This is a genomic window from Enterobacter sp. MGH 16 (assembly GCF_000493175.1).
Lineage (GTDB): Bacteria > Pseudomonadota > Gammaproteobacteria > Enterobacterales > Enterobacteriaceae > Enterobacter > Enterobacter roggenkampii.
In genome coordinates, this window is record NZ_KI535695.1 from 2147210 (window position 1) to 2170020 (window position 22811).

At 56.9% G+C, this 22811-nt stretch carries 18 protein-coding genes; 9 read left to right on the forward strand and 9 right to left on the reverse strand.

Features of this window, described 5'->3' with window-relative positions:
- Nucleotides 1–29: 29 nt before the first annotated feature.
- Complete coding sequence (locus L362_RS12590) at nucleotides 30–731, reverse strand: phosphohydrolase (protein ID WP_023344457.1); 702 nt, start codon at nucleotides 729–731, stop codon at nucleotides 30–32.
- Between the two features lie 284 nt (nucleotides 732–1015).
- On the opposite strand from L362_RS12590, the gene ompC reads away from it, so the two are divergent.
- Nucleotides 1016–2158 (forward strand): porin OmpC, encoded by a 1143-nt coding sequence (ompC, locus tag L362_RS12585; RefSeq protein WP_023325575.1) that lies wholly within the window; start codon nucleotides 1016–1018, stop codon nucleotides 2156–2158.
- A 57-nt stretch (nucleotides 2159–2215) separates the two neighbouring features.
- Here the strand turns inward: ompC and L362_RS12580 are convergent, their stop codons facing one another.
- Nucleotides 2216–3079 (reverse strand): N-acetylmuramic acid 6-phosphate etherase, encoded by an 864-nt coding sequence (locus L362_RS12580; protein WP_008500299.1) that lies wholly within the window; start codon nucleotides 3077–3079, stop codon nucleotides 2216–2218.
- Between the two features lie 165 nt (nucleotides 3080–3244).
- Here L362_RS12580 and L362_RS12575 point away from each other — a divergent pair, with 165 nt between their 5' ends.
- Nucleotides 3245–4861: a sensor histidine kinase gene (locus L362_RS12575; protein ID WP_023293867.1), complete on the forward strand. Its 1617-nt coding sequence runs from the start codon at nucleotides 3245–3247 to the stop codon at nucleotides 4859–4861.
- Nucleotides 4858–5577, forward strand: a complete 720-nt coding sequence (dcuR, locus tag L362_RS12570; RefSeq protein WP_023325577.1) for a two-component system response regulator DcuR — start codon at nucleotides 4858–4860, stop codon at nucleotides 5575–5577. The genes L362_RS12575 and dcuR overlap by 4 nt, the downstream gene beginning before the upstream one ends.
- Here dcuR and L362_RS12565 read toward each other — a convergent pair.
- Nucleotides 5558–6520, reverse strand: a complete 963-nt coding sequence (locus tag L362_RS12565) for an FAD:protein FMN transferase (RefSeq protein WP_023344458.1) — start codon at nucleotides 6518–6520, stop codon at nucleotides 5558–5560. The two genes, dcuR and L362_RS12565, sit on opposite strands and share 20 nt — an antisense overlap.
- 94 nt (nucleotides 6521–6614) lie before the next feature.
- A complete protein-coding gene (locus L362_RS12560) occupies nucleotides 6615–9395 on the reverse strand; it encodes a flavocytochrome c (protein ID WP_023293866.1) in 2781 nt (926 codons plus the stop codon).
- Between the two features lie 609 nt (nucleotides 9396–10004).
- On the opposite strand from L362_RS12560, the gene L362_RS12555 reads away from it, so the two are divergent.
- Together L362_RS12555 and fumA are read left to right on the forward strand one after the other, a co-directional pair.
- Nucleotides 10005–11513: an anion permease gene (locus tag L362_RS12555; protein WP_023325580.1), complete on the forward strand. Its 1509-nt coding sequence runs from the start codon at nucleotides 10005–10007 to the stop codon at nucleotides 11511–11513.
- Between the two features lie 52 nt (nucleotides 11514–11565).
- On the forward strand, nucleotides 11566–13215 hold the full coding sequence (fumA, locus tag L362_RS12550) for a class I fumarate hydratase FumA (protein ID WP_023344459.1): 1650 nt from the start codon (nucleotides 11566–11568) through the stop codon (nucleotides 13213–13215).
- On the opposite strand, the gene L362_RS12545 is transcribed toward fumA, so the two are convergent.
- The gene (locus tag L362_RS12545) at nucleotides 13204–14097 is read right to left on the reverse strand and encodes a LysR family transcriptional regulator (RefSeq protein ID WP_023344460.1); all 894 of its coding nucleotides are present in this window, start codon (nucleotides 14095–14097) and stop codon (nucleotides 13204–13206) included. The two genes, fumA and L362_RS12545, sit on opposite strands and share 12 nt — an antisense overlap.
- A 106-nt stretch (nucleotides 14098–14203) precedes the next feature.
- Here L362_RS12545 and L362_RS12540 point away from each other — a divergent pair, with 106 nt between their 5' ends.
- From L362_RS12540 to L362_RS12530, 3 genes are all read left to right on the forward strand, one after another.
- The gene (locus L362_RS12540; RefSeq protein ID WP_023344461.1) at nucleotides 14204–15502 is read left to right on the forward strand and encodes a serine hydrolase domain-containing protein; all 1299 of its coding nucleotides are present in this window, start codon (nucleotides 14204–14206) and stop codon (nucleotides 15500–15502) included.
- 280 nt (nucleotides 15503–15782) lie between these two features.
- Nucleotides 15783–17096 carry an MFS transporter gene (locus L362_RS12535; RefSeq protein WP_008500288.1) on the forward strand — a complete coding sequence of 438 codons (1314 nt, stop codon included), beginning with the start codon at nucleotides 15783–15785 and terminating at the stop codon, nucleotides 17094–17096.
- Complete coding sequence (locus tag L362_RS12530) at nucleotides 17093–17881, forward strand: substrate-binding domain-containing protein (RefSeq protein WP_023344462.1); 789 nt, start codon at nucleotides 17093–17095, stop codon at nucleotides 17879–17881. Before L362_RS12535 ends, L362_RS12530 begins: the two co-directional genes overlap by 4 nt.
- Here the strand turns inward: L362_RS12530 and L362_RS12525 are convergent.
- From L362_RS12525 to L362_RS23880, 3 genes are all read right to left on the reverse strand, one after another.
- Nucleotides 17856–18755 carry an L-proline-binding transcription factor PsrA gene (locus tag L362_RS12525; RefSeq protein WP_023344463.1) on the reverse strand — a complete coding sequence of 300 codons (900 nt, stop codon included), beginning with the start codon at nucleotides 18753–18755 and terminating at the stop codon, nucleotides 17856–17858. The two genes, L362_RS12530 and L362_RS12525, sit on opposite strands and share 26 nt — an antisense overlap.
- A 94-nt stretch (nucleotides 18756–18849) precedes the next feature.
- Nucleotides 18850–20379, reverse strand: a complete 1530-nt coding sequence (locus tag L362_RS12520; protein ID WP_023344464.1) for a cryptochrome/photolyase family protein — start codon at nucleotides 20377–20379, stop codon at nucleotides 18850–18852.
- Nucleotides 20376–20522, reverse strand: a complete 147-nt coding sequence (locus L362_RS23880; protein ID WP_071530926.1) for a DUF2256 domain-containing protein — start codon at nucleotides 20520–20522, stop codon at nucleotides 20376–20378. Before L362_RS23880 ends, L362_RS12520 begins: the two co-directional genes overlap by 4 nt.
- A 216-nt stretch (nucleotides 20523–20738) precedes the next feature.
- Between L362_RS23880 and mtfA the strand changes: the two genes are divergently transcribed.
- Nucleotides 20739–21536 (forward strand): DgsA anti-repressor MtfA, encoded by a 798-nt coding sequence (mtfA, locus tag L362_RS12515; RefSeq protein ID WP_008499488.1) that lies wholly within the window; start codon nucleotides 20739–20741, stop codon nucleotides 21534–21536.
- On the opposite strand, the gene L362_RS12510 is transcribed toward mtfA, so the two are convergent.
- Nucleotides 21533–22744 carry an MFS transporter gene (locus L362_RS12510; protein WP_023344465.1) on the reverse strand — a complete coding sequence of 404 codons (1212 nt, stop codon included), beginning with the start codon at nucleotides 22742–22744 and terminating at the stop codon, nucleotides 21533–21535. The genes mtfA and L362_RS12510 overlap by 4 nt on opposite strands.
- Between the last annotated feature and the right edge of the window lie 67 nt (nucleotides 22745–22811).

Genomic DNA, 22811 nt, shown 5'->3' on the forward strand with positions numbered 1-22811 from the left:
AGTAAAGACTGGGAACAGATTACCACAGTTCAGTTGCGCAAACTGCGACGGAAGCGGCTCAGCACCTCGCTATCCAGCCCGAGGCAGTCGCCGTGTAATTCGGCGCTGAGTTTCGCCATAAACTGGATCAGGAAATCGGCATTGTGACGTGCCAGTTCGCGGCCCATTTCCGTCTGCATTGTATCAGGCAAACGCAGCAGCTTGGTCTGAAAATGGTCGAGGGCAAATGCCCTATCGTCGAGAGAGCGCGCATCGGCAAAGGGATCGTCCGCGTCAAATAGCGGCACGCCCAGCGCGCCCGAGACGGCAAAAACGCGCGCCAGGCCGATAGCACCTAACGCTTCCAGCCGGTCAGCGTCCTGCACTATTTTGGCTTCCATACTCTGCGGCGCGATTTCGGCGCTAAAGCTGTGCGCCTCAATCGCGTGCGCGACGGCGGCAATATGCTCTGGCGGAAAGTCCGGAAAGTCGCGGCGCAGAATGTCGCTCGTCTTACGCGCGGCGAGCCTTGACGACTGACTGCGTTCGGGATGATTTTTCGGCAGGCTGACAATATCGTGAAAATAGCATGCGGCCAGAATCACCCGCGGCTCGACCGTGTGGTGAACCATGATTTTTTGCGCCGTCATCCAGACCCGTCGAAAATGCGAAATATCATGTGCGGTATCGTCGTTCTGATGATTTTCCTTGAGCCAGCGCTCAAAGCCATGCTGCCACCGGGCCAGTTCCATCGTCATGTCCTGTTGTTAAAAAAAGGATGAATTATAACATAGCCAAATTAAATAAATTAAAAAATAGAAATGCGAAATATTTAATAATAATTACCCCTTATAAATTCAATTAATTAATTCACCGGAAAAATAAAGAGATTTATAGAAATAATTTGAAATATTTCATAGAATTTTATTACATTTATTTTTGAAACTAAACCACATCTCCTGGAATAGTATCAACCCTGTAATTACGGAGGGTAATTACATATATTCATATAAATTATCTTTAAAGGGAATATATAATGAAAAGAAAAGTTCTGGCAATTCTTGTACCCGCGTTATTAATGGCAGGCGCAGCAAATGCGGCTGAAATGTACAACAAAGACGGCAATAAAGTTGACCTGTACGGTAAGGTCGACGCGCGTCATACCTTCTCTGACAACCCTGGCGACGACGGCGATGAAACCTATGTACAGATTGGTTTCAAAGGCGAAACCCAGATCACTAACGACCTGACCGGTTACGGCCAGTGGGAATATAAAACCTACGCTAACGATACCGAAGGCGCGGGTGATAAATCCTTTAACCGTCTGGCATACGCTGGCCTGAAATTTGGCGAATACGGTTCATTTGATTATGGCCGTAATTACGGCGTCGTGTACGACGTTGAAGCGTGGACCGATATGCTGCCTGTATTTGGCGGTGATTCCTACACCTGGACTGATAACTTTATGGTTGGCCGTACCAACGGTGTTGCGACCTATCGTAATAATGATTTCTTTGGTCTGGTTGATGGCCTGAACTTTGCGCTGCAGTATCAGGGTGCTAACGAAGGTGCTAACGCTAACGAAGATCAGGAAGGCACTAAAAACGGTCATAAAGACGTACGCTTCCAGAACGGCGACGGCTTCGGTATGTCCACCTCCTATGACTTCTCTGGCGATCTGTCCGGCCTGAGCCTGGGTGCAGCGTACTCTTCTTCTGACCGTACCAACGATCAGGTTGCCTACGGCAAAGCCGCAGAAAGCATCGGTTTTGCGGGTGGCGAAAAAGCTGAAGCCTGGACCGTTGGCGCGAAATACGACGCAAACAGCGTTTATCTGGCGATGATGTATGCGGAAACCCGCAACATGACGCCAATCGGCAACGTTGGTATCGCCAACCAGACTCAGAACTTTGAAGCGGTTGCACAGTACCAGTTCGACTTCGGTCTGCGTCCTTCCCTGGCATGGGTTTACTCAAAAGGTAAAGACCTGGACGGTAAAGGATTCAATCAGGATCTGGTTAACTACATCGACCTGGGCATGACCTACAGCTTCAACAAAAACTTCTCCACTTATGTTGATTACAAAATCAACATGCTGGACAACGATGAAGCGCTGTATGACGCATACGGTATTTCCACCGACGACATCGTTGGTGTGGGCATGACCTACCAGTTCTAACCTCTAAAAATACCAAAGGCCGCATCTGCGGCCTTTTTTATTTATTAACGGTACGTATTACGGCGCTTCCTGCAGCGCCACGCGGATAAACCCGTTATTCTGCGCCAGCAGCTCATGAGCTTTCCACGCATCCAGCCCTGTCAGCACCATCAATACCGCTGTTTTACAGTGATGGTTACAGCTCTCCAGCGCCGCTTTTGCCTCCGCCCGGGAGCATCCCCCCGCTTCCATTACAATGGCGATTTGACGTTCGGCCCATTTGGTGTTGCTTGCCTCAAGATCCACCCGCAGGTTGCTGTATACGCGCCCGGTTCGAACGGCCAGCCCGGTAGCGATCATCGAGAGGATCATTTTTTGCGCGATCCCCGCTTTGGTGTTGAGATAGCCGGCCACCACATCGGCACCCAGTTCGGGGGCTATAACCATACTCGCCAGCTGCGCGGCTTCACTTTGCGCATCACCGGTAATCACGGCGACCGGCGAACCCAGCGACCATGCATGCCGCATCGCTCCCCAGACCCACGGCGTTTTTCCGCTGACGGTCACGGCCAGCATCATATCGTGTTCACCAAATTTAATGGCCTGCAGGTCGGAAACGCCGCGCTCGTAGCTCCCTTCCCCCTCTTGTGCCGTTACGGCCATCACAGGGGTTTTGCCCGGCGCATAGTCATCGGCAACCTGTTGCGCGACGCGGCCAGACGGCCCCGCCCCGACAATGACCAGGCGACCACCGTGATTGAGAGTCGCGGCAGCGTTATCCACCGCGCGGGCAATCGTCTGTAAACAAGGGGTGATAGCAGCAGAAATGAGTGCATCATCCTGGTGAATGACTTTCAGCATGTCCAGCGTGGACAATCTATCGATATTCATCGTGCTGGCGTGCCGTCTTTCCTTGACCGAACCGGTAAGCATAATGCTCATAAACAGCCTCCTTATTATGAGTACCCACACACTATAAAGTGTTTTATATAGATGACATGCGAGGAGGGTCACGAAAAGAGGACCAAATCCACGCTTTTACATGGCTTTAAGAAAAGTGCGTCATCGGCGATAATTACCCCCTTACTTAATCATCGCGGAGTGTTGATGAGCGATTTGCAGCCTTTCCTTCCGACGCGCAAGCGCCCCATGAAACTCAATACGCTGGTCACGCTGATGGTGTGCGCGATTATCGGTTCAGTTCTGCTGGTGGTTTTTGCGCTCTATTCGGTGCAGATCACCCGCGCAACGCGCGATGATGTCAAAGACACCGCGCTCGGCATTGCCCGCACCCTCGCCGACAGCCCCGAGATCCAGCGCGGCCTGATGCAGGCACCGCAGGAGAACATTATTCAGCCCATCGCCCAGGCGGTGACGAAGCGAAACGATCTGCTGTTCACCGTGGTCACTGATATGCGCGGGATCCGCTACTCTCATCCGAATGAGGCGCTGCTCGGGCTGCATTTTATCGGTGACGATTTAACCCCCGCGCTGGAAGGCAAAGAGAACGTTTCGGTTAACCGGGGCGCGCTCGCCGAAGCGCTGCGCGTTTTTACGCCCGTCTACGACGCGCAGCACGAGCAGATTGGCGTGGTGGTCGTCGGAATCTCCCTGAATAAGGTTGAAGAGCAGATCGCTCGCGGGCGGCTAAACGCCGTCTGGACCATTTTGTTCAGTATTTTTATGAGTTCTATGGCGATTTGGGGTCTGGTGCGGGTTCTGAAGCGCATTCTGTTCGGGCTCGAACCCTACGAAATCTCCGCCCTGTTCGAACAACGCCAGGCGATGCTGCAGTCGCTTCGCGAGGGTGTTCTGGCCGTTGATATACACGGGCGCGTGACGATGATTAATCAGACCGCCAGAGAAATATTGCTTCTCCCCTCCGGCAAGCAGACCGAAAACACCAGCGCGCCCCTGCTGGCCAGCCTGCGTGACGTCTCGAAGACGGGCGTCGCACGCCAGGATCAGGAGATCAGCTGCAACGGTCGGCTATTGCTGTGCAACATGGTCCCCGTGAAAAGTCAGGATCGGGTGATCGGCGCCATCACCACCTTCCGTGATAAAACGGAAGTCAGCCAGCTGATGCAGCGTCTGGACGGCATGGTTAACTACGTCGATGCCCTGCGCGCCCACACCCACGAGTTTATGAATAAACTGCATGTGATACTCGGCCTGCTGAATATTAAGCGCTACGACAAGCTGGAAGAGTACATTCTCCAGACGGCACATCATTACCAGACGGATATCGGTACGATACAGAGCAAGGTAAAATCCCCGGTGGTTGCCGGGTTCCTGCTGGGTAAAATCAACCGGGCGAAAGAAGCGGGCGTCACCCTGACGCTGGCGGATGAAAGCCAGATACCGGATACCGCAAGTGAAGAGCAGGTCGCGGTGCTGATCACCGCGCTGGGCAATCTCATTGAAAACGCGCTCGACGCGATGGAAGGACAGCAGGAGGGCGAGATCGGCCTGCTGCTGCATTATCAGAATGGCTGGCTCAGCTGTGAAGTCAGCGACGATGGCCCCGGCATTGATCCCACTCAGCTGGAGTCTATTTTTACAAAGGGCTTCTCAACAAAAGGTGAAAACCGCGGCGTTGGGCTGTTCCTTGCTCGCCAGCAGATTCAGAACCTTGGCGGCGATATCTCCGTCGAGTCTGAGCCCGGCGTATTTACCCAATTTTTTGTTCACATCCCCTGGGATAGCGAGAGGAAAATCGCGTGATAAATGTGTTAATTGTCGATGATGACGCCATGGTAGCCGACCTCAACCGTCTGTATGTCAACCGTGTTGAAGGCTTTAGCTGCTGCGGCGTCGCCTCCACGCTAAGCCAGGCCGAGGCCATCATTAATGACCCCAGCCAGCCCGTCGATCTGGTGCTGCTGGATGTCTATATGCAGCAGGATAACGGGCTGGATCTGCTGCCCGTGATTCGCGCATCCGGCCGCCCAATCGACGTGATCATGATCTCCTCGGCCGCCGACGCCGCGACGATCCAGACCTCCATCCATTACGGCGTGGTGGATTATCTGATAAAGCCGTTCCAGTTCCCGCGCTTTGAAGAGGCGCTGAACGGCTGGAAGGCCAAGCACAGCCTGATGGGGTCGCACCAGTATTACGAGCAGGCGGACGTCGACCGGCTGATCCACGGCGGGGCGCCGGAACTGGCGGACAGCAAAAAGCTGCCGAAAGGGTTAACGCCGCAAACGCTGCGCACGATTTGCCAGTGGATTGACGCTCACCCGGAGACGGAGTTTTCCACCGACGATCTGGCAAACGCGGTCAATATTTCCCGCGTGTCCTGCCGCAAATACCTGATCTGGCTGGCGCAAATCAATATTCTGTTCACCAGCATTCACTACGGCGCCACCGGGCGTCCGGTGTATCGCTACCGTCTCCAGCCGGAGCAAACGGGCCTGCTCAAGCAATACTGTCAGTAACGCGGTAGGTATCATCCAGCAGGGTAAAGCGGAAGTGGTGTGCTGAAGAGAACACCACTTCTTTTGTTTTGGTCACAAAGATGGCCTCAATGTCGGGGCGCGCACGCAGCGCGGCACAGCCCTTCTCCACGCCCATGCCGTACATCAGCGTGGTCCAGATATCGCCGTCGATGGAATCTTTCGAAATGATGGTGACGCTGTCCAGTTCGTTATCGAGCGGGTAACCGGTGCGCGGATCAAGAATGTGGTGATAGCGTTTGCCGTCTTGTTCAAAATAGCGCTCGTACGTTCCCGACGTGACGACGGACACGTTCTCAACGATCATCGTGCCGATCAGCGCATCTCCGGCGAACGGTTTTTTCAGCCCGACGTTCCAGCCCCCTTCCGGCGAGCCTAACGTCTGAATGTTGCCGCCGAGGTTAATCAGCCCCAGCTCCGCGCCCTCTTTATGCAGGTAATCCCGCACCCGATCGGCGATATAGCCTTTGGCAATCGCTCCCAGATCGATCTCCATCCCCGCTCTGGTCAGAAACACGCTGCTGCTGGCCTCATCAAGGAGAACATCCTCGGGCCGGGTTATCGCCAGCAGCGACGCGATTTCATCGGCAGGCGGAACGCTGTCCCCCTGAAAACCAATCTTCCAGCGCTTCACCAGCGGACCGATCGCCAGATTAAAGGCGCTGTCCTTGAGCAAGCTTGCCGCTTTTGCACAGCGGATCAGATCAAACACCGGCCGACTGACGGTGACCGGATGCTGGCCCGCCGCATGGTTAATGTCCATCACCTGCGAGTGCGCGCGGTTAACGGTGAGCAGATCTTCGTACTGTTTGATCAGACGAAACACGCGGGACGCGAGGGCTTCGTCATGGGAGAAGAGTTTCAGGAGGATGGGCGAGCCCATCAGAACGGCGGAGTAGCTGTAAACGCGATGGCTATCAGGCATGGCAGGAGTCCTCAGAAGTAGCCCCGGCAAGCTCCGCGCCGCCGGGGAAAATGCCGGATAGCGCTGTGCGTATCCGGCCTGGGAAGCAGGTGCCTTACATCTTTTTCGAACGCAGAGCCGCCTGATGTCCTGCAAGGGTACCAAAAATGATGATATCTGCCACTGCGTTACCGCCGATACGGTTGCCGCCGTGGATCCCGCCGACCACTTCACCGGCCGCAAACGCACCTGGCAGCACGTTGTGGTTGCTGTCCAACACGCAGGTTTCGGTGTTGATGGTCACGCCGCCCATGGTGTGGTGCACCCCCGGTGCAATCTGAATGGCGTAGAATGGCCCTTCATTGATTGGCGCACGCAGCGCGGTGGTACGTCCGAAGTCGTCATCGTGCTGTTTTTCAACGAAACCGTTGTAACGTTCCAGGGTCGCCAGGAAAGCGTGGTAATCCATGCCGAGCGCTTCCGCCAGCGCTTTTGGCGAGCTGGCGCTGGTCACGAAGCCTTTAGCGATGTACTCATCCGCGGCTTTGTTTTTGGCGCGTACATGCTCGTCAAAGACGATGTACGCGTATTTCTCCGGCAGGGCGATGATTGACGCCGAGACTTTATCGCGGGTCGACATTTCGTTGTAGAAGCGTTCCCCTTTCTGATTGACCAGAATCGCCCCGCCGCCGCGGATGGATTCGGAAATCAGGTATGAGGTTTTCTGTTCCACGGTTGGGTGAATTTGAATTTCCCCCATATCCACGGTACCTGCCCCGATACGCTCCAGCAGCGCGATGCCGCCGCCGGTCGCCCCTTTATGGTTGGTGGTAACGAACCCTTCCAGGTCAGGGCGGTATTTCACCACCATCTGGCTGTTAGCGCTGAAGCCGCCGGTGGCGACAATCACGCTTTTCGCTGCCACGGTGAGGGTTTCGTTCTCTTCGGTGGTCAGGCGCACGCCGGTCACTTCGCCGTTTTCGAAGATGATGTCGCTGACAGAGGTATCCAGCATCACCTCGATGTTGCGTTTGTTGACGTTACGCACCAGGCCGCTGATCAGGTAGCCGCCGACCGCTGAGCCGTCTTTTGGACGGTGGGTACGGTCAATGCTCATCCCGCCGGTGGTGGTGATGTCGTTCAGCATGATGCCGCGGGTTGCCAGCCATTCAATCGCCTGCGGCGCGTTCTCAACGAAGCGGTGCAGCAGTTCCGGGTTGTTCTTGTTGCCGCCACCTTTCAGGCTTTCCTGGTAGAACAGCTCTTTGCTGTCCTGAATGCCCTTCACGCGCTGGAAGCGGGTTTCTGCGGCGTTCATCCCGGCAGAGGCTTTAATGGTGTTGCCACCGATGGTTGGCATTTTCTCAACAATCAGCACGCTCGCGCCTTCGTCGTGCGCCTGAATCGCCGCCGCCAGACCGGCGCCGCCGCTGCCGACAACCACCACGTCCACGCTGCGGGTTTCGTTCGGGTCAACGCCCTCTTCCGCGGCCAGCGCTTTGCTGGATTTCAGCATCGCTTTAGAGACCGCTTTCTTCACCGCCTCGCTCTGGCTGGTTGCGCCGGTGATGGCATCCACGTGCGGGGTGTTGGCATCCAGAATGCGGGTGCGGATCTCTTCAAAGCTGGTGACAAACTCAACGTCTTCGCTCGGGCCAGAGGCCAGCTCGATGTCTGCAATGCGGTCAGTTTCCAGACTGACGTTAATCACCAGCTCGTTCGCGTCGTCCTGCACCTTCTCAGTAAACATGCCCGGTTTGAATTTCGATTCGCCCATGCTCATGTCGCGGATCATCGCTTCCACCAGCGAGAAGCGCCACAGCGGCTCAGGAATGTTCAGCGCCTCGCGCTGGGTGCTGTCCATAAACAGCTCCAGGTTTTCCCCGGCCGCGATGCGGTCGGTCCAGTCCGGGTAAGCGATGGTGGCACGGCCAACGGCAATCAGGTCGTAACCGTGGTCCAGCGCTTCATTGGCATCGGCGGCATTCACCACGCCGCCCACGCCCATCACCGGTACCTGAGCCAGCGTTTCAGAACGCATCGCGCAGTATTTTTCGATCAGCGGCGTCGGGTCCTGGGTGTCAACAATGGAAGGACGCAGGGTCGCGCCGACGGAGAAGTGGAGGTAGTCCACGCCGCGAGCCGCCAGTTTTTCCAGCAGGTACATGGTGTCTTCAAAGCGGATGCCCGGCACTTCAAGCTCTTCAGGAGAGAAGCGGTAGCCAATAATAAAGGCGTCGTCCGCGTACTGGCGCACCATTTTGTGGGTGATATCCAGTACTGCCAGCGGGAACTTCGCGCGGTTGTCGCGGCTGCCGCCCCACTCGTCATCGCGCTGGTTAGAGTTTGGCGAATAGAACTGCTGAATCAGATAGGTGTTTGCCCCGTGGATTTCCACGCCGTCGAAGCCGGCCTGGATGGCGCGGCGCACCGCTTCACCAAACTTGCCGATCATGCCTTCGACTTCTTCGCCAGTCAGTGCCACCGGCGTTGCTGCGCCCTCACGCGGCGCGGCAACAGCGCTTGGGCCAACCGGCGTACGGCCACCGATCAGTTTCGGGTCGACCATGCGGCCGCCGTGGTAGATCTGCAGCAGGGCTTTAGATCCTTTGGATTTGATCGCCTCCGCGATTTTCGCCAGCCCGGCAATTTTCTCGTCATTATCAATCCCGATCGCGCCCGGGAAGGCGAGACCGAGATCGTCGACGAAGCAGCACTCCACAATAATGGTGCCGATGCTTCCGGAACGGGCACGATAGTACTCCACCAGTTCGCTGGTGACGGTGCCGTCGTAATAGCCGGTGCAGGTGGTCATAGGGGCCATTAACAAACGGTTTTTCAGTTCAGTGCCATTCGGTAATGTGAAGGGGCTAAGAATACGTTCGTTAGTGCTCATAATTGAAACTCCAAACTTTTTAAAATTAAGAATTCGTTATCGGATTAATTTTTTAGTTCGTCGTTATTTGCCGATGTCATGATATTAATATAATGATTTTTTTAGTTTCTAAATTTATTACGTTAGTTAAAAAACTATTTAATCCCTGCAATAACACAATTAACACATTGGTGTTAGCGAATGTCATTTAGCCATTCACAATAATTTAAAATTCGTTAAATAATGATTGGTAAAACCACTTCCCCAACTAACTAAAAACACCCAACAAAACAAACACATATAAAATCACAGAAAATAAAAATGTTACAAAAATGATAAAATAAACCAATAAAAAAGGGAATACCCACATACGCCAGAGTGGTTATTAATAAAAGCATAAAAATAACGCTGCAATTCTATTTTTTTGATCGCGATCAATAGTTATGGCATCCAAAAGCGCAATATAAAAACATCATCAATTTTTAATTTAGCGCCTCCATAAAAGCGTTAAATTGCTATTACTGAAAATACAAAATCGCACCTTTAATAACTAAAAAAAGCAAAGAAACTTAAGAAAGTGATTTTGTTTTTCAGTACGACCGAATCTTTGACAACTTAAGACGTGAAACTATGAATACAAAAACTGCTGTAACGCCCCCTGTGGCGAACCAGGCATCAAATGGAAACGCAAAACGTCTGCTGATGATGGCACTGCCCGTCATCGTCGCCGTACTGCTGCTGTTTGTTCCGGTACCGGAAGGCCTGCCTCCTTACGCGTGGCACTATTTCGCTATCTTCGTTGGCGTGATCGTCGGTTTGATCTTCGAACCGCTGCCGGGCGCGGTGATCGGTCTCACCGGCGTGGTCGCCATTGCGCTGTGCAGCCAGTGGGTGCTGTTCAGCCCTGAACAGCTGGCTGATCCGAAATTCAAGCTGGCGGGCGCCTCCTTTAAATGGGCGGTGAGCGGGTTTGGTAACTCTACCGTCTGGCTAATTTTCGGTGCCTTTATGTTCGCCGCAGGCTATGACAAAACCCGCTTCGGCCGCCGTCTGGCGCTGATTCTGGTGAAATACCTCGGCCGTCGCAGCCTGACGCTCGGTTACGCGATTACGTTTGCTGACCTGCTGCTGGCACCGTTCACCCCGTCCAACACCGCGCGCAGCGGCGGGACCATCTACCCGATCATCGCTAACCTGCCGCCGCTGTACGGTTCAAAACCGAACGACCCAAGCGCGCGTAAGATTGGTTCGTATCTGATGTGGGTGGCGATCACCGCGGCCTGTATCACCAGCTCAATGTTCCTCTCCGCACTTGCGCCGAACCTGCTGGCCCTGGCGCTGGTGAAAAGTACGGTTGGAATCGATATCTCCTGGGGGACCTGGTTCCTCGCCTTCCTGCCGCTGGGTATCCTGCTGATTCTGACCATGCCGCTGCTGGCCTACTGGTTCTACCCACCAGAAGTGAAGGTAAACAACGAAGTGCCGCTGTGGGCGACCCGTGAGCTGGAAAAACTGGGCAAACTGTCCCGCAATGAAATCCTGCTGCTGGTGTTCGTGTGCTGTGCGCTGCTGATGTGGATCTTTGCCGCCGCGTGGATTGAACCGGCTATGGCTGCCCTGCTCATCGTCGGCCTGATGCTGTGGACCGGCGTGCTGGAGTGGAACGACATCACCGGTAATAAAGCCGCGTGGAACACCTTCGTCTGGTTTGCCACCCTTGTTGCGTTGGCGGATGGTCTCTCCTCTACCGGCTTTATCAGCTGGTTAGGTAAAGAAGGCGGTTTGCTGATGAGCGGTATCTCTCCGGGCGTAGCGACCATCGTCCTGCTGCTGGCGTTCTACCTGCTGCACTACCTGTTTGCCAGCACCACCGCGCACACCACGGCGCTGCTGCCAGCGATGCTGACCATCGCCTCCACCATCCCGGGCATGAATATGGAAGTGTTTGTTCTGCTGATGGTGACCTCGCTGGGCGTGATGGGGATCATCACCCCGTACGGCACTGGCCCAAGCCCGATCTACTACGGTAGCGGCTACCTGCCAACCAAAGACTACTGGCGCCTCGGCACCATCTTCGGTGCCATCTTCCTGGCGGCCCTGCTGCTGATTGGCTATCCGTGGATGTCCATGATGTTCTGATTCCTGACCGCCGGACTTCTCCTCCGGCGGTTTTATTTTTTTGGAGCAAGCTATGTCAAACAAACCGTTTTTTTATCAAAACCCCTTCCCACTGGCGCACGACGACACCGAATACTATCTGCTGACCAAAGAGCATGTTTCCGTTGCCGAGTTCGAAGGCCAGGAAGTGCTGAAAGTGGAGCCGGAAGCGCTGACCCTGCTGGCGCAGCAGGCCTTCCACGATGCTGCGTTTATGCTGCGTCCTTCCCATCAGCAGCAGGTTGCCGCCATCCTCAACGACCCGGAAGCCAGCCAGAACGATAAGTACGTTGCCCTGCAGTTCCTGCGCAACTCCGAAATCGCGGCCAAAGGCGTGCTGCCGACCTGCCAGGATACCGGCACCGCGATCATCATGGGTAAAAAAGGCCAGCGCGTCTGGACCGGCGGCGGTGACGAAGCGGCCCTGAGCCAGGGCGTGTATAACACCTACATTGAAGACAACCTGCGCTACTCCCAGAACGCGGCGCTGGATATGTATAAAGAGGTGAACACCGGCACCAACCTGCCCGCGCAGATCGATCTCTACAGCGTGGACGGCGATGAATATAAATTCCTGTGCATGGCGAAAGGCGGTGGCTCTGCCAACAAAACCTATCTCTACCAGGAAACCAAAGCGCTGATCACCCCGGCTAAGCTGAAAAATTACCTGGTTGAGAAGATGCGTACCCTGGGGACGGCAGCCTGCCCGCCGTACCACATTGCCTTTGTTATCGGCGGAACCTCGGCGGAAGCTACGCTGAAAACCGTGAAGCTGGCTTCCACGCGCTACTACGACGCGCTGCCAACGGAAGGCAACGAACACGGCCAGGCGTTCCGCGACGTTCAGCTCGAACAGGAGCTGCTCCAGGAAGCCCAGAACCTCGGCCTCGGCGCGCAGTTTGGCGGTAAATACTTCGCTCACGACATCCGCGTGATCCGCCTGCCGCGCCACGGCGCCTCCTGCCCTATCGGCATGGGGGTCTCCTGCTCCGCGGACCGCAACATCAAAGCGAAAATCAACCACGACGGGATCTGGATTGAGAAGCTGGAGCACAACCCGGGCCAGTACATTCCTGAATCACTGCGCCAGCAGGGCGAAGGCGATGTGGTCAGCATCGATCTGAACAAGCCGATGAATGAGATCCTGGCGCAGCTTTCCGCGCACCCGGTCTCTACCCGCCTGTCGCTGAACGGGACCATCATCGTGGCGCGCGACATCGCCCACGCGAAGCTGAAAGAGCTAATCGACAACGGTGAGGAACTGCCGCAGTACGTCAAAGATCACCCGATCTACTACGCAGGCCCGGCCAAAACGCCGGAAGGCTACGCGTCTGGCTCACTCGGCCCAACCACGGCAGGGCGCATGGATTCGTACGTAGACCTACTGCAGTCCCACGGCGCGAGCATGATCATGCTGGCGAAAGGCAACCGCAGCCAGCAGGTGACGGACGCCTGCCATAAGCACGGCGGCTTCTACCTGGGCAGCATCGGCGGCCCAGCGGCGGTGCTGGCGCAAAACAGCATCAAGAGCCTGGAGTGCGTGGCGTATCCTGAGCTAGGCATGGAAGCTATCTGGAAGATCGAGGTCGAGAACTTCCCGGCGTTTATCCTGGTGGATGACAAAGGCAACGATTTCTTCCAGCAGATCCAGAACCCGCAGTGTAAAGGCTGTTCACAGCGCTGATTGCTTCCATACGTCCGGCAAGAGCGACAGCGTTTCAGCGATTGTGCTGCGCTTGTCGCTCCCCGGCTTCCAGATGGTGACCATCGTCTGACCAATCCCCTGGCTGCCCACTTCGGTGTGCAGCCTTTTTACGTTTTGCCACTGCCCGGCGTGAAAATGCGTCGGTAAGAATCCCCAGCCGCAGCCGCGCTCCAGCAGACCGCGCAGCATCTCCGGCTCATTGGTAAAGAGGGTATGCCCCGAAATCTGCAGGCGGCGCGCCACCGGCTCGTCCGAGGCGGGGTGCATGACGAGCTGAGGTACCAGGGAGAGATCGAGCAGCGACAGAGGGGAAGCACTGTCCGCAAACAGCCAGCTGGCGGCATAAAAATCCATCTCGATGGCCCCCAGGGCACGCCACTCCATGTCGTTGCCCACGCTGCGGTTGCGCGCCTGGCAGATGGCCAGATCCGCGTCGTTATTCGCCAGCAGCCGTTCCGATTCATCCCGCGAGGCGCAGATAAGGCTCAGGCGGATTTTTCGCACCGCCATTTCAGCAATCACCCCGTGCAGAAAGGCTCTGGGCGTAAAAGGATCGTAGACCAGCGTCAGGTCCTGCGTGGCACCGTGCGGCACCTCTCTGGCAAACGCCTCAAAGGCTTTTACCTGCCGCATCAGGAGGTGCGCCTGGCGCTGAAGCTGTTCCCCTTCGGGCGTGAGCCGCAGGGTGCGGCCGTCGCGAATAAACAGCGCGTAGCCCAACCCATCCTCAAGAAAATCAACCAGATCGCGAAGCGTCGTGCGGTCCTTCTTCAGCGCCACCGCGGCTTTACTGAGGCTCCCATTCTCGGCCACGGCGGTAAAAGCCTCGAGCTGTGCAAAAGAGTAAATCAGTCCCGCCACGCTACGCTCCCTCTGTTTTTTAGGGGGATTTTCCCCCACTACGCGTTTTTTATTATAGCCCCAGGGTTTTTAAACTGAAGCCGTTCTTAACCTGTAAGAGACGGATATGAAAAACAGAAAAGTAAACCATGCCCTGCTGGCGGGCCTTGTCTTCAGCACCCTGCTCTCCCCTGCGGCAGTGGCGGCCTGTAAAGGCACCGACCTCAGCGCCTGCCCTGCCCCCTTCGACACCACGCTGCCTGACACCCATAAGATGCTTACCTGGAGTCAGGCCGATCGCGTGGTGGGCTTTCGCAATGACTACCGCAACTACACCGGGGATGTTTTCCACCACGGTAACGCTGTGCCGCTGGAAATGTCGGACAAGCCGCTCACGGACGCACACTATCAGGTCAACGGCAGGCGCTACGGCCTTAAGGACTACCTCCAGCGGCAGAACGTCAGCGGCATGCTGGTGCTGAAGGACGGCAAAATCGTCTGGAAGTATCTTGGAGAGGGCAATACCGACTCGACGCTCTGGACCTCGCGCTCGGTTGGGAAATCGGTGGTATCGGCGCTGGTGGGCGTGGCCCTCAAAGAGGGAAAAATTCACTCGCTCGACGACCTGGTCACGCGGTATGAACCCGACCTGAAAGGCACCGCGTGGGACGGCGTGACGCTTAAGCAGCTGATCACCCATACCTCCGGCGTGGCCTGGAACGAGGATTACACCAACCCTAAATCCGACTTCGCGCAGCTCACCGAGTGCGAGGCGAAGCCGGGTACCTATGACTGCGTGCGCAAGCTGGTGAAGGGGCTGCGCAGGGCGCACCCGGCCGGAGAGAGCTGGTCTTACTCTTCGGGCGGCGCCTGGCTGCTGGGTGACGTGCTGGAGCGGGCCACCGGCATGACTCTTGCGGCCTATCTGGAGAAAAGCATCTGGCAGCCTTACGGCATGGCGAGCGACGGCGTGTGGCATGCCTACAGCAAAGGCCAGCACGACGTCGGCGCGCACGGCTTTAACGCCACGCTGGAGGACTGGGGACGCTTCGGGCAATTTATCCTGAACAACGGTACGCTGCCGAACGGTAAGACCATCCTGCCGGAAAACTGGATTCGGCAGTCGTCAGACTGGACGAAGGCCAAAGGCTCGGTCTCTGACGCCCATCCCGAAGGGCTTTACGGCTATCAGTGGTGGAACAACGAAGTGCCCGCCAACGCCACGGGCGTAGAGCCGACGGCCCAGGATTCGCTGAAAGGTTCACTCTGGGCGCTGGGCATTTTCGGGCAGATGATTATGGTGAACCCGAAGGAAAATCTGGTCATCGTCCAGTGGTCTACCTGGCCGCAGGCGGAACCGTCCTTCAGCGCCCAGCCGCTGGAAGCCTCTCTGATGTTTAGCGCGATTGCCAGGGCGCTGCGCTAAATGGCCTCCGCCGGGTAACGACGCGGTTACCCGGCTCATTCTGAAACGCGCCTCTGCGCTACATCACAAAATCGCAATATCAGAGACTTACAGAATGATGGTGAATAAAAAGCCAACATTTTGTTAAGTTATTGTTGCCATTAATTGTATTTATTCGCCGGATTATATTCATGCAAGAAATGCATCAGTCGATGCGGCATTTGCGCTTATCTAATTCCTCATCCTGATCCAGTTTTCAGAAACAGACGCGTAAAACGTCAACAATAAACTGGAGATAACCATGTTTTCCTCAACCTCACCTGCAACCGTACGGTCGAAGGCGGGCGCGATACTTCGCGTCACGTCCGGCAACTTTCTTGAGCAATTCGATTTCTTTCTGTTCGGCTTCTATGCCACCTACATCGCCCACACGTTCTTCCCGGCGAGCAGTGAATTTGCGTCGCTGATGATGACCTTCGCCGTCTTCGGCGCGGGCTTTTTGATGCGTCCAATCGGCGCCATTGTGCTGGGGGCTTATATTGACAAGGTTGGCCGCCGCAAAGGGCTAATAGTGACGCTTTCCATTATGGCGGCAGGCACCTTCCTGATCGTGCTGATCCCGTCTTATCAAAGTATTGGGCTTTGGGCGCCGCTGCTGGTGCTGACGGGCCGTCTGCTACAGGGCTTTTCCGCCGGCGCGGAGCTTGGGGGCGTGTCGGTCTATCTCGCGGAAATCGCCACGCCGGGCCGCAAGGGCTTTTACACCAGCTGGCAGTCCGGTAGCCAGCAGGTCGCCATTATGGTCGCCGCCGCAATGGGCTTTGCGCTGAACGCGGTGCTGGAAGAGAGCGCCATTCGCGAATGGGGCTGGCGCATTCCGTTCCTGTTCGGCTGTTTAATCGTGCCGTTTATCTTTTTCCTGCGCCGCAAGCTGGAGGAGACGGAAGAGTTCAGCGCGCGCCGCCATCATCTGGAGATGCGCCAGGTCTTTAAAACGCTGCTCGCGAACTGGCAGGTGGTGGTCGCGGGCATGCTGATGGTGGCGATGACCACCACGGCCTTTTATCTGATCACCGTTTATGCGCCCACCTTTGGTAAAAAGGTGCTGATGCTGAGCGCGTCAGACAGCCTGCTGGTCACGCTGCTGGTGGCGATCTCTAACTTCATCTGGCTGCCGGTGGGCGGTGCCCTGTCGGACCGTTTTGGCCGCAAGCCGGTGCTGATTGCCATGACCCTGCTGGCGCTGGCGACCAGCTACCCGGCCCTGACGCTGCTGGCGAACGCGCCCAGCTTCTCGATGATGCTGAGCGTGCTGCTGTGGCTCTCCTTCCTCTACGGCCTCTATAACGGCGCGATGATCCCGGCGCTGACGGAAATTATGCCTGCTGAAGTCCGCGTAGCAGGGTTCTCTCTGGCTTACAGCCTGGCAACGGCGGTGTTCGGTGGCTTTACCCCGGTGATGTCCACCGCGCTGATTGAATACACCGGTGACAAAGCCTCGCCGGGCTACTGGATGAGCTTCGCTGCGGTATGTGCCCTGCTGGCAACGCTCTACCTCTACCGCCGTCGTGCGATGTCGCTGCAAAATACCGTCAAGTCACAGGGGGCCGCATGAAACGCACGTCTCGCTATACCGCCAGCGCGCTGGTGCTGATGTTCCTGAGCGCGAGCGCCTGCGCGCAGGACGTGAAGGTCATGATTTCCGGCGGCTTCAAAGCCGCCCTGGAAAAGCTGGCGCCGGAGTATGAACGCCAGACCGGGGATAAAATTGTGGTCATCCCCGGCCCCTCAATGGGCAATACGCCGCAGGCGATCCCAAACCGGCTCGCGCGCGGCGAGAAGGCCGACGTGGTGATTATGGTGGGCGATGCGCTGGAGAAGCTCGAAAAGGCGAGCCAGACCCGGCCGGGTTCGCGAACGGAACTTGCGGACTCTCCCGTCGGCATGGTGGTAAAAAAAGGAGCGGATATACCGGACATCAGCAGCGACGCGAAACTGCGTGAAACGCTGCTGCAGGCCAGCTCCATCGCCTACTCTGACAGCGCCAGCGGCAGGTACGTCAGCCAGGGGCTGTTCAAAAAGCTGGGCATTGAAAAGGAGGTCGCCGATAAAGCGACAATGGTCGAGCGCATTCCGGTCGCGTCGGAAGTGGCTAAAGGAAAATACGCCGTCGGTTTCCAGCAGGTTAGCGAGCTTCTGCCGGTTCAGGGCGTCACCTTTGTCGGGAAAATCCCTGACAATGTGCAATACATCACGCGCTTCGCGGGTGCGGTCACTCGTCACGCTGAACACCCTGACGAGGGGAAAGCGCTGTTGACCTATCTCGCCTCACCGCCCTCACGCGCCGTCATCGAGAAGACGGGGATGATCCCCGTTACGTCCGGCGATACTGCTCGGTGATCTGCTTTTCCAGTTCAGCCGCAATGTAAGACTGGATGCGCCCCCGGCGCCGGATAAGCCCAACGGTGCGTTTCACTTCCGGCGCCACCAGCGGCAGATGCGTCAACAGCGTGTGCTCAGAGGTCGGCATTGACATGGCGGGAACGGCAGCGATGCCAATCCCCGCCTCTACCATACCGAGCATCGTGGTGACGTGACGCGTTTCGCAGACGCTGGGGCGCCCGGGAATAATATCCCCCAGCATCCGATCGAGCAGGTTACGGTTACCTGACGTTTTATCGAGGGAGATATAATCCTGCTGATAAAACGCCTGCCACGTCAGGTGACTCTTCTGCGCCACGGGGTGATCCTTTCGGCACGCCGCGACGTAGACATCCTCCACCAGCGGGAAAAACTCGATTTCAGACGGCAGGTTTCCTGCGAAGCAGATGCCGAAATCCGCCTGGCTGCGGGCCACGGCGTCAATCACATTCCCCGCGCTGCTGTCGATGAGCTTGATGCGAACGCGCGGATACCGAGACTGAAAACGCCGGATCACGTCGGGCATAAAGTAACAGGCTGCGGAAGGGACCGCGGCAACCGTGATTAGCCCCGTCCGCTCTTCGCTGGCCTTATCGACATCCGCCAGCATTGACTCCACGCTGTCGAGCAGCTGCGCAGAGCGCTCGGCAAAGTTTTGCCCGTAGAGCGTCAGCGCCACGCGGCGGGTGGTGCGATCGAACAGCCTGTTTCCCAGCGCGGCTTCCAGCTTTTCAATCCTGCGGCTCAGCGCCGACTGGGATAAGCAGATAGATTCAGCAGCGACACGGAAGTTACCGTATTCCACTAACGCTCTGAAAGCATAAAGATCGTTAAGGTCAAAATTCACGGGCATGGCGTCTGGATGTCCTGTCAGGGAATACGCAACAAAGTCAAAAATAATAGCGTCTTATTGACCTGCCGCAACCGGCCAGGCGTTGAAATGCCGATCAGAGGTCGTTGAGATGCAGGCGGACGTACCCGGCGCGGTCGGCAATGGCCTGCCGCTCCTCTTCCGTCATGTCCGCAAGCTGTTTAAAGACAATGCCCAGGCGGGGATTGTTACCGAGACGCGCCTGATTGCGCGCAAAGAAGTCCCAGTAAAGGGCATTGAAGGGGCAGGCCTGCTCTCCGGTACGCTGGTTGTGTTGATACCGGCACCCCTGACAGTAATTACTCATCTTATGAATATATGACGCGCTTGAGACGTAGGGTTTACTGGCCAGCAACCCGCCATCGCCAAACTGGCTCATGCCGAGGGTATTGGGCAGTTCCACCCACTCAAAGGCGTCAATATAGACGCCCAGATACCATTCATGAACCGCCTGCGGCGACAGGCCGCTGAGCAGGCTAAAGTTTCCAATGACCATCAGGCGCTGGATATGGTGGGCGTAAGCCTCGGTGAGCGACTGCCCAACGGCATGCGCCAGGCAGCGCATCTGCGTCTTGCCCGTCCAGAACCAGTCCGGCAGCGGGGCGTGCTGGTCTAAGGCATTCAGTTCCCGATAGCCGGGCATCTGCGACCAGTAGATCCCGCGCACATACTCCCGCCAGCCGAGAATTTGCCGGATAAACCCTTCGACGGCAGGCAGCGGCGCGTGGCCCAAACGCCACGCCTGCTGGGCGGCGGCAACCACTTCCCGCGGATTAAGCATCTTTGTATTCAGCGCAAACGAAATTAACGAATGGAAAAGAAAAGGTTCCTCTGTGTGCATCGCGTCCTGCCAGTTTCCAAACTGCGGGAGCACGTGCGTGATAAATTCATCCAGCCTGGCTTTGGCTTCAGAACGGTTGAGCGGCCAGCGGAAATTGTCGGCCTGCGGTTCGCCGAAGGTCTTTACGCCGCAGCGTTGGATCTCCGCCCATAAGGCGGAACGATCGTGGCAGGGACGCGCGTCCCCCGGCGCGGGAGGCTCGCCGGACCAGCGCTTTCGGTTTTCAGCATCGAAATTCCATTTCCCCCCTTCCGGCTCGCCTTCAGAGGTTAACAGGACGCCGTGCCGACGACGCATTTCCCGGTAAAAATACTCCATTCGCCAGCTTTTGCGCGACGCAAAAAACGCGCTGACCTGTTCCCGAGTGGTGAAGAAATGCTCGCTGCTGACGCAGGCCGTGTCAACGGAGACCGTCTTCGCCCACGCCTGCAGCTGCGTATCAAGACGCCATTCGTCGGGCTCCTGCCATATCACTCTGCCCGCGCCGTAATGCGCGACAAGCGCGTTGAGATTGTCTTCCAGCGCGCCGCGGTTTGAATCATCAGAGAGCCGGACATACCTCACCCGATGCCCCTTCTCCTTTAACGCAGAGGCAAACGCCCGCATGGCGGCGAAGATAGCGATAACTTTCTGGGCGTGATGAAGCACATAGGCGGTTTCTGCCCGGAGTTCCAGCATCACGTAAATGATGTTCGGACTGCAGGTATCAAACCAGCTGTGATGCGGATTAAGCTGATCGCCCAGGATCAGACGTAGCTCGGTCAACGGTGGCTCCTGCGACAGCGTTCAGAACAGTATTTAACCTCATTCCAGCATTTCGCCCATTTCTTGCGCCACGTCATGGGCCGCTGGCAGTGCACACACAGTCGACTGGGCAGGTCCTGCTTGTTACCTTTGAAATCGCTCATCTTTTCAATACCGTACTGATTTATTCACCCCACCTGCGGATAAAGGCTACGACAGACTTCACAAAATGAAGGTGATGCCCGCAAACCGCTACCCACCGCTACGTACGAAATGATAGTTTATTCAGGCTGGATTTGTCGCAGCAGGCGATATTCTGGCATCTTAACCGAATCTGACTTTCCCATTTTTGTTCAAGTGACGAGTTTGCGAGCAAAGCGATGATAAAGTGGCCCTGGAAAACGAATGAGGCTGGCCGGGATGTGGCGCTGCCATGGGATGACGCGCTGACGATCCCTGTTCTGGCTAATCTAAACCCGGATGAACAATCGAAACTGGTTCAGCTGGCGGATCGTTTTTTACAGCAAAAGCGCCTGGTGCCGCTGCAGGGGTTTGAACTCGATCCCCTGAAAAACGCCCGCATCGCGCTGCTTTTCTGTCTGCCGGTGCTTGAACTCGGCATTGAGTGGCTGGACGGTTTCCACGAAGTGCTTATCTATCCTGCGCCGTTCGTGGTGGATGACGAATGGCAGGACGATATTGGGCTGGTGCATAATCAGCGCGTGGTGCAGTCAGGACAAAGCTGGCAGCAAGGGCCGATTATCCTCAACTGGCTCGATATTCAGGACTCGTTCGACGCCTCCGGTTTTAATCTGATTATCCATGAAGTGGCGCACAAGCTGGATACCCGCAACGGCGATCGCGCCAGCGGCGTCCCGCGGATCCCGCTTCGCGAGGTCGCGGGCTGGGAGCACGACCTGCACGCGGCGATGGATAACATCCAGGATGAAATAGACCTGGTGGGCGAAAGCGCGGCCAGCATTGACGCCTATGCGGCAACCGACCCGGCTGAGTGCTTTGCGGTGCTCTCCGAGTACTTCTTCAGCGCGCCCGAGCTCTTCGCGCCCCGTTTCCCGGCCCTCTGGCAACGTTTCTGCCAGTTTTATCAGCAGGATCCGCTACAGCGCCTGCGGCAGAATGAGGCGTCCGGCGGGCATTCGTCCCGCCAGTTTCATTAAGCTTTTTCAGCAGGGGTACGCTCGGTTGACCATACCCCTATGCTCAGGGCTAAAAACAGCAATGCCATTCCCCACGCGGCCACCGTTAAAGACTGCTCCCCGTAAAAGCGCGTCACGACCGGCACCATCAGCGCGCTGACGCCGTAGCCTAACGTGTGGCTGGTGGCGATGACGCCCGCCCCTTTCCCCGTGGTTAGCCGATCGTTCAGCAGCAGCTGGTAGCCCGGCGTGGCCATCGCCGCCCCGAGTGACGTGATAACAATCCCCACGTAGAACAGCGCTAAACCGGCGACAGCCATCAGCCCAAGCCCGGCCACCATCAGCACCGCCGCGATGCAAAGCAATGTCACCGGGCTGAAATGCTGCGGGCGGACCACCAGAAACTGTGCCGCGAGCGTGGCCAGCGCGGCCAGGCTCAGCAGGAGCGCGACATGATGGCTGATCTCCCGGGCGTTACCGTCCAGCAACGGGCTAAGATGCGGTGACAGGCCAATCTGCATCAGGCTCACCAGCGCCGCCAGCAGCAGCGCCAGCAGCAGGAACGGCAGCATGGAGGCCTGCAGGCGGGTTGCCTGGTGGGCTACCGGCGGCAGCGGCGGGTCAGCGACTTCGCGAAGCACCAGCAGCAGAGCGAGAAGCGGCGCAACCGCCATCAGCCAGAGCGGCGCCACCGGATTAACGCTGAGCATCAGCGCCGCCAGCGGCGGGCCGAGCAAACGCCCGCAGCTGAGGCCGGAGCTTATCGTCGCCAGCGCCGCCATTCTTTTCTCCAGCCCCGCACGCTGAATCACCCACGTCTGGGCCGCAGGCACCAGCCCCGAGACCGTCAGCCCGTAGAGCAGGCGCGAGAAAATAAGCCCCGCCAGCCCCCAGACCGCATCCAGCCTTCCGGCCGCCATCCCCCAGACCACCAGGGCCATCACGACGAAACTCGCCAGATAGCCGCTTAGCGAGGCCAGCATGACGGACTTACACCCCTTTCGCTCGCTCTGACGCCCCCACCAGGGCGAGGCAGGTAAAAAGAGCATGGATCCAAACATCAACAGCCCGGCCCAGACAGAGAGTGACAGCCCGGTCAGGGTGACCAGCTGCGGGAGCATCACCAGCAAGCCGTTTTGCCCGATGCCCAGTAACCCCGCAGATAGCGCCAGGGGCCAGTTAGCTTTTGAAGTGACGTTTTCCGTCAAGGTTTCAGAGTCAGCGCGCATGAGAATGTGAACATAGTGTCAATAAATGTGTGGAAATTATGAAGTTTATGAAAACAAATATTGCAAA

What these genes read in the sequence shown, in the direction of transcription:
- L362_RS12590 (WP_023344457.1), bottom strand. Translation starts at nt 731, where the DNA reads ATGGAACTGGCCCGGTGGCAGCATGGCTTTGAGCGCTGGCTCAAGGAA.
- ompC (WP_023325575.1), top strand. Translation starts at nt 1,016, where the DNA reads ATGAAAAGAAAAGTTCTGGCAATTCTTGTACCCGCGTTATTAATGGCA.
- L362_RS12580 (WP_008500299.1), bottom strand. Translation starts at nt 3,079, where the DNA reads ATGAGCATTATGCTTACCGGTTCGGTCAAGGAAAGACGGCACGCCAGC.
- L362_RS12575 (WP_023293867.1), top strand. Translation starts at nt 3,245, where the DNA reads ATGAGCGATTTGCAGCCTTTCCTTCCGACGCGCAAGCGCCCCATGAAA.
- L362_RS12565 (WP_023344458.1), bottom strand. Translation starts at nt 6,520, where the DNA reads ATGCCTGATAGCCATCGCGTTTACAGCTACTCCGCCGTTCTGATGGGC.
- L362_RS12560 (WP_023293866.1), bottom strand. Translation starts at nt 9,395, where the DNA reads ATGAGCACTAACGAACGTATTCTTAGCCCCTTCACATTACCGAATGGC.
- L362_RS12555 (WP_023325580.1), top strand. Translation starts at nt 10,005, where the DNA reads ATGAATACAAAAACTGCTGTAACGCCCCCTGTGGCGAACCAGGCATCA.
- fumA (WP_023344459.1), top strand. Translation starts at nt 11,566, where the DNA reads ATGTCAAACAAACCGTTTTTTTATCAAAACCCCTTCCCACTGGCGCAC.
- L362_RS12540 (WP_023344461.1), top strand. Translation starts at nt 14,204, where the DNA reads ATGAAAAACAGAAAAGTAAACCATGCCCTGCTGGCGGGCCTTGTCTTC.
- L362_RS12535 (WP_008500288.1), top strand. Translation starts at nt 15,783, where the DNA reads ATGTTTTCCTCAACCTCACCTGCAACCGTACGGTCGAAGGCGGGCGCG.
- L362_RS12530 (WP_023344462.1), top strand. Translation starts at nt 17,093, where the DNA reads ATGAAACGCACGTCTCGCTATACCGCCAGCGCGCTGGTGCTGATGTTC.
- L362_RS12525 (WP_023344463.1), bottom strand. Translation starts at nt 18,755, where the DNA reads ATGCCCGTGAATTTTGACCTTAACGATCTTTATGCTTTCAGAGCGTTA.
- L362_RS23880 (WP_071530926.1), bottom strand. Translation starts at nt 20,522, where the DNA reads ATGAGCGATTTCAAAGGTAACAAGCAGGACCTGCCCAGTCGACTGTGT.
- mtfA (WP_008499488.1), top strand. Translation starts at nt 20,739, where the DNA reads ATGATAAAGTGGCCCTGGAAAACGAATGAGGCTGGCCGGGATGTGGCG.
- L362_RS12510 (WP_023344465.1), bottom strand. Translation starts at nt 22,744, where the DNA reads ATGCGCGCTGACTCTGAAACCTTGACGGAAAACGTCACTTCAAAAGCT.